This window comes from Streptomyces murinus, assembly GCF_002154555.1.
GTDB classification, from domain to species: Bacteria; Actinomycetota; Actinomycetes; order Streptomycetales; family Streptomycetaceae; genus Streptomyces; species Streptomyces murinus.
Genome location: NZ_MUNF01000862.1, coordinates 1 through 6,130, shown reverse-complemented (window position 1 = coordinate 6,130; position 6,130 = coordinate 1). Strand labels below are relative to the sequence as shown.

At 70.4% G+C, this 6,130-nt stretch carries 7 protein-coding genes and 1 pseudogene; 4 read left to right on the top strand and 4 right to left on the bottom strand.

What is annotated here, in order from left to right:
* Both CCN72_RS35975 and CCN72_RS35970 read left to right on the top strand, forming a co-directional pair.
* Window positions 1-538 (top strand): LiaF domain-containing protein (locus CCN72_RS35975; RefSeq protein WP_086812567.1); only part of this gene is annotated, 538 nt, incomplete at its 5' end.
* 119 nt (window positions 539-657) lie between these two features.
* A pseudogene (locus CCN72_RS35970) lies at window positions 658-854 on the top strand (hypothetical protein).
* Between the two features lie 81 nt (window positions 855-935).
* On the opposite strand, the gene glpX reads toward CCN72_RS35970, so the two are convergent.
* Window positions 936-1,970 (bottom strand): class II fructose-bisphosphatase, encoded by a 1,035-nt coding sequence (glpX, locus tag CCN72_RS35965; protein WP_037661730.1) that lies wholly within the window; start codon window positions 1,968-1,970, stop codon window positions 936-938.
* Between the two features lie 126 nt (window positions 1,971-2,096).
* Between glpX and CCN72_RS35960 the strand changes: the two genes are divergently transcribed.
* Window positions 2,097-2,639, top strand: coding sequence for a DUF4245 domain-containing protein (locus CCN72_RS35960; protein WP_085566351.1), 543 nt, complete (start codon window positions 2,097-2,099; stop codon window positions 2,637-2,639).
* A gap of 121 nt (window positions 2,640-2,760) precedes the next feature.
* On the opposite strand, the gene CCN72_RS35955 is transcribed toward CCN72_RS35960, so the two are convergent.
* The 3 genes from CCN72_RS35955 to xseA form a co-directional block, all read right to left on the bottom strand.
* Window positions 2,761-3,351 (bottom strand): malonic semialdehyde reductase, encoded by a 591-nt coding sequence (locus CCN72_RS35955; RefSeq protein WP_086812565.1) that lies wholly within the window; start codon window positions 3,349-3,351, stop codon window positions 2,761-2,763.
* 139 nt (window positions 3,352-3,490) lie between these two features.
* The gene (locus CCN72_RS35950; RefSeq protein WP_086812564.1) at window positions 3,491-3,739 is read right to left on the bottom strand and encodes an exodeoxyribonuclease VII small subunit; all 249 of its coding nucleotides are present in this window, start codon (window positions 3,737-3,739) and stop codon (window positions 3,491-3,493) included.
* A complete protein-coding gene (gene xseA, locus CCN72_RS35945; protein WP_085566354.1) occupies window positions 3,736-4,944 on the bottom strand; it encodes an exodeoxyribonuclease VII large subunit in 1,209 nt (402 codons plus the stop codon). The genes CCN72_RS35950 and xseA overlap by 4 nt, the downstream gene beginning before the upstream one ends.
* A 92-nt stretch (window positions 4,945-5,036) precedes the next feature.
* Between xseA and CCN72_RS35940 the strand changes: the two genes are divergently transcribed.
* Complete coding sequence (locus tag CCN72_RS35940) at window positions 5,037-6,044, top strand: 4-hydroxy-3-methylbut-2-enyl diphosphate reductase (protein WP_085566355.1); 1,008 nt, start codon at window positions 5,037-5,039, stop codon at window positions 6,042-6,044.
* The last annotated feature ends 86 nt before the right edge of the window (window positions 6,045-6,130 follow it).

Sequence of the window (6,130 nt, the reverse complement as noted above, 5' to 3'; positions counted from 1 at the left end):
GCTCAACGCGAAGACGGTCGGCGAGCTGGAGGTCTTCATCCAGGACCTGCCCGCCGCCCACCAGCACGCGTCCCGCGCCGCCTACACCCCCGCCCCGCCGCGCCCCACGGACGACATACCCAGCGAGTCCGACGCGAACGTGGTGGCCGTCTTCAGCAGCGCGGTCCGCCGCGGCCGCTGGCGCGCCGGGCGCCGGATGCACGCGTACTCGATCTTCGGCAGCGTCGAGATCGACCTCAGCGAGGCGATCTTCGAGTACCAGCAGGTCGTGATCAAGGCCGTCTCGGTCTTCGGCGACATCCAGATCCGCGTCCCGGAGAACGTGTCGCTGCGCGGTACCGGCGGCGGCGTCCTCGGCAACTTCGACGTGGCCACGCTGGACTCGACCGAGACGGACGCGCCGGTCGTCTACATCGACGGCTGGGCCGTCCTCGGCAATGTGGAGGCCCGGCCCAAGCGCGGCAAGCTCGTCTCGGACATCCTGGAGCGGGTCCAGGACAAGGTCGAGCGGAAGCTGCGCAGACACCTGGACCGTTGACGGTCGCGAACTCCCCGGCAATCACCCGCCGTCGGGAACGCAGTGCATAGGCGCGCGTACAGCGGGTAGGCCTTGCTGCATCGTCGCTCGCTCGCGAAGCCGTCGTCAGGAGTAGACCCGTGCTGCAACCGCCGCATTCATCCCTGCAGGTAGCTGCCGTACCGGCCCAGCGGGTGCCAGCGCGGGAGCGGGACNNTACGGCGTCTGGGGCGGCCTGACGGCCGCCGAGCGCCGTGTGGTCCTGGCGCGGCGCCGCCGCCGCGAACTGGACCTGAAGAAGTCGGCCCGCGTGACGACGGACCGCATAGCCGGCTAGGGCGGCGCTCTCCGCCTCCCGCCCGGAAAAGCGAACGGCGCCCTCTCCGCACAGAGGGCGCCGAACGGCTTGCGAAGTGGCTTACTTGGCCCGCTCGAAATCGATCGCGCTGTAGGCCCGCAGCTTGCTGAGGCGGTGCTCGGAGTCGATCCGGCGCACCGTGCCCGACTTCGAGCGCATCACGATCGACTCGGTGAGCGCGGTCTCCGAGCGGTAGCGCACACCGCGCAGCAGCTCACCGTCGGTGATGCCGGTGGCCACGAAGAACACGTTCTCCCCGGACACCAGGTCATCCGTCGTGAGCACCCGGTCGAGGTCGTGCCCGGCGTCGATCGCGCGCTGCCGCTCCTCGTCGTCCTTGGGCCACAGCTTGCCCTGGATCGTGCCGCCCAGGCACTTCACGGCGCAGGCCGAGATGATGCCCTCGGGCGTACCGCCGATGCCGAGCAGCAGGTCGACGCCCGTGCCCTCGCGCAGCGCGTAGACGGATCCGGCGACATCGCCGTCGGAGATCAGCTTGATGCGCGCGCCGGCCTCCCGGACCTCCTTGATCAGGCCCTCGTGCCGGGGCCGGTCCAGGATGACGACGGTGACGTCCTCCGGGGTCGCCTTCTTCGCCTTGGCGATCCGCCGGATGTTCACGGCGACGGGCGCGTCGATGTCCACGAAGTCCGCGGCCTCGGGGCCGGTGACCAGCTTGTCCATGTAGAACACGGCGGACGGGTCGAACATGGCGCCGCGCTCGGCGGCGGCCAGCACCGCGATCGCGTTCGGCATGCCCTTGGCGGTGAGCGTGGTGCCGTCGATCGGGTCGACGGCGATGTCCACCTCGGGGCCGGTGCCGTCCCCGACGTGCTCCCCGTTGAAGAGCATCGGGGCTTCGTCCTTCTCGCCCTCGCCGATGACGACGACGCCGTTCATCGAGACGGTGGAGACGAGGGACCGCATGGCGCGCACCGCGGCGCCGTCGGCGCCGTTCTTGTCACCGCGCCCGACCCAGCGGCCGGCGGCCATCGCCGCGGCTTCGGTCACCCGGACGAGTTCCAGGGCGAGGTTGCGGTCGGGAGCCTCGGCGGGAACATCGAGTTCGGAGGGCAGGTGATGATTTTCGGTCATCGGGGCGCACCTTTCTGATACGGCGACGGCCGGATGAGGGTCTTGGCCATGACTCTATCGTTAGGCAGACAAAATGAGCAGGGGACCCCACGTTTGAGCGCCTGAGGCACCTGCGACGATAGGGACGTGGCAGGTTCGAAAGGCAAGCAGAAGACGGCCCGGGACATGATTCTCTCCCTGGCCCTGATCGGCATCGCGGCGGCGGTCGTCTACCTCTTCGCCATCCCGCACGACAATCACGCTCCCGACCTCAAGCGGGTCGACTACCGGGTCGAGCTGATCACGGCCCGCAGGGCGGCGAGCTACCCGGTGGCGGGGCCCGAGGGCCTGTCCGACACCTGGAAGGCCACCTCCGTGAGCTACGACGGCGCCAACGGCGACTACTGGCACCTGGGCTTCCAGACCCCTGATGCCCAGTATGTCCAGATCGAGCAGTCGGCGCAGAAGCGGGCCGACTTCATCGACCAGGCCACCCAGGGCGCGAAGGCCACCAAGGCCACCGAGCGGATCGACGGCCGCACCTGGACCCACTACACCGGCGGTCGCTACGACGCCCTCGTCCTGGAGGGCACGCCCGGCTCGACCACCGTGGTCGCCGGCACGGCCTCCTTCACCGACCTGACGAAGATGGCCTCCGCGCTCCGGATGGAGAAGACCTCCGCGCCGTAACCGGTCGGGCATTCGTGACTGGTCGGGCATTCGAACCCCGTCGAGCGGTCGTGACCCGTCGAGCATCGGAAAGGGGCCCCCGGCGACGCCGGGGGCCCCTTTCCGAAGTGCGGGGTGGGGCTCAGACGGTCGTGATGACGTCCTCGTACGCGAGCCGCGGGGAGCGCGGGTACGACGCGTCCGGGCCCGGACGGCCGATGTTGACGACCATCAGCGGGGTGTGGTCGTCGTCCAGGAACTCCTTGCGCACGCCCTCGAAGTCGAACCCGGTCATCGGGCCCGCGGCGAGGCCGGCGGCGCGCACGCCGATGATGAAGTAGGCGGCCTGGAGCGCGGAGTTCAGCGCGGCGGAGCGCTCACGGACCGGGCGCTCGGCGAAGAAGGCGTCCTTGGCGGCAGGGAAGGCCGGGAACAGGGCCGGCAGCTCCTCGTGGAACTCGTTGTCCGCGGAGAGGATCGCGACCAGCGGGGCGGTGGCGGTCTTGGGCCGGTTGCCCTCGGCCATGTGCCGCACCAGGCGCTCGCGGGCCTCGGGGGAGCGGACCAGGGTGACGCGCAGCGGGGTCTGGTTGAAGGCGGTCGGGCCGTACTTGACCAGGTCGTAGATCGCCCGGACCTGCTCCTCGGTCACCGGCTCGTCGGTGAAGGTGTTCGCGGTGCGGGCCTCGCGGAACAGCAGGTCCTGGGCGGCGGGGTCAAGAACGAGAGACATCGTGACTTCCTCGGTGATGCGAACGGTCCGCTCCGGACCGCGGCTGACCGCACGACCCTACGCCCATTGAGTTTTAACTTTCAACAAAACTGGCTGCGAGGTGACCCACCCCACAGCCCCGGCCGGGGCAGGCAGGCTCCTACTCGGCACCCTCCCCGCCCTCTTCTTCCTCCTCCTCCGCGAGCGCCGCGTCCAGGCGGGCGCGCGCCCCCTCCAGCCAGCGCCGGCACACCTTGGCCAGCTCCTCCCCGCGCTCCCACAGCGCCAGGGAGTCCTCCAGCGAGGTGCCGCCCGCCTCCAGCCGCCGTACGACCTCGATCAGCTCGTCCCGCGCCTGCTCGTACGAGAGCGTCGCTTCCGTACCGCCGGTCTCCGTCTTGCCGGTCATTCGCCCACCTTCACCGTGAATTCGCCGTCGGCGACGCGCGCTCGCAGCGCCTCGCCCTCACTCACCTCGCCCGGATCGCGCACCACGTGCCCGTCGGAACGCTGGAGCACCGCATAGCCGCGTTTCAGCGTGGCCGCGGGGGAGAGGGCCACCACACGCGCGCGTGTGTGCGTCAGCTCCGAGTCCGCGCGGTCCAGCAGATGGCCGAGGGTGCGCCGGCTCCGCCCGACCAGGGAGGCCACGTGGTCCGCGCGCTCGTCGAGCATCCGGTGCGGATCCTCCATCGCGGGCCGGGCCAGCGCGTGCGCCAGCCCCCGCTCCTCGCGCTCGATCAGCGCGTGCGCACAGCGCCGGGCGCGCCCCTGGAGCATCCGCACCCGCTCCAGCTCCTCGCCCACGTCCGGTACGACCTTCTTGGCCGCGTCGGTCGGGGTGGAGGCGCGCAGATCGGCGACCAGGTCGAGCAGCGGACTGTCCGGCTCGTGCCCGATCGCGGACACCACCGGGGTACGGCAGCCCGCCACCGTCCGCACCAGCTGCTCGTCGGAGAACGGCAGCAGATCCTCCACGCTGCCGCCGCCGCGGGCCACGATGATGACGTCCACGTCCTCGATCGCGTCCAGTTCCTCGATCGCCCGCACGACCTGCGGGACGGCGTGCACCCCCTGCACGGGGACATTGCGCACCTCGAAGCGCACGGCGGGCCAGCGATGCCGGGCGTTCTCCAGCACATCACGCTCGGCCGCCGAGGCCCGGCCGCAGACCAGACCGATCAACTGCGGCAGGAACGGCAGCGGCTTCTTGCGCGCCGCCGCGAACAGCCCCTCCGCCGCGAGCGACTTCTTCAGCTGTTCGAGCCGGGCCAGCAGCTCACCGACCCCGACCGGCCTTATCTCGGTCGCGCGCAGGGAGAGCTGACCCCTGGGCGCGTACCACTCCGGCTTGGCCAGCACGAGGACGCGGGCGCCCTCGCCGACGATGTCCGCCACCTCGTCGAACACCTGCCGGAAGCAGGTCACGCTGACCGAGATGTCGTACGACGGGTCGCGCAGCGTCAGGAACACGACGCCGGCGCCCGGCCGCCGCGACAGCTGGGTGATCTGCCCCTCGACCCACACCGCGCCCAGCCGGTCGATCCAGCCCCCGATCAACCGGGAGACCTCACCGACCGGCAGGGGCGCCTCAGGGGTCGTCTTCAAAGCCATGCGCCGAGCGTAATGGCCGCCACCGACAAGGAGGTCCGGCCGGGCGCGGACAGCTGATCCCGGCGCGCCCGTACGCCCCCTACGATGGACCCATGACCGCTTCGCCGCGCCGCCGTGTCCTGCTCGCCGCCCCCCGAGGCTACTGCGCCGGTGTGGACCGCGCCGTGATCGCCGTCGAGAAGGCCCTGGAACAGTACGGCGCCCCGATCTACGTCCGGCACGAGATCGTCCACAACAAGTACGTCGTGCAGACCCTGGAGAAGAAGGGCGCCGTCTTCGTCGAGCGCACGGAGGAGGTGCCCGAGGGCAACATCGTCATGTTCTCGGCGCACGGCGTGGCCCCCGTCGTCCACGAGGAGGCCGAGCGGGGCCGCCTCGCCACCATCGACGCGACCTGCCCCCTGGTCACCAAGGTCCACAAGGAAGCCGTCCGCTACGCGAACGAGGACTACGACATCCTGCTGATCGGCCACGAGGGCCACGAGGAGGTCATCGGCACCTCCGGCGAGGCCCCCGACCACATCCAGCTGGTCGACGGCCCCGAGGACGTCGCCAACGTCGAGGTCCGCGACCCGTCGAAGGTCGTCTGGCTGTCGCAGACCACCCTCTCCGTGGACGAGACCATGGAGACCGTCGACGCCCTGAAGACCAAGTTCCCCGGCCTGATCTCCCCGCCCAGCGACGACATCTGCTACGCCACGCAGAACCGCCAGGTCGCCGTGAAGCAGATGGGCGCCGACTCCGACCTGGTGATCGTCGTCGGCTCTCGCAACTCCTCCAACTCCAAGCGCCTGGTCGAGGTCGCCAAGCTCGCCGGTGCCCGCGAGGCGTACCTGGTGGACTTCGCCGACGAGATCGACGAGGCCTGGCTGGAGGGCGTGAGCACGGTCGGCGTCACCTCCGGCGCCTCCGTCCCGGACGTCCTGGTCGAGCAGGTCCTGGAGTGGCTCGCCGAGCGCGGCTACGGAGACGTGGAGATCGTCAAGACCGCCGAGGAGTCCATCACCTTCTCGCTGCCCAAGGAGCTCCGCCGCGACCTGCGCGAAGAGGCGGCGAACCTGGTGGCCGAGCGCGGCGGATCGGGCGCTTCCGAGGAGTGACCACGACCTCCTGGGCGTGACTGTCAGTGGCCCGTCGTAACGTGGAGCCATGCAGATCTTCGGCGTGGACATCGGCGGATCCGGGA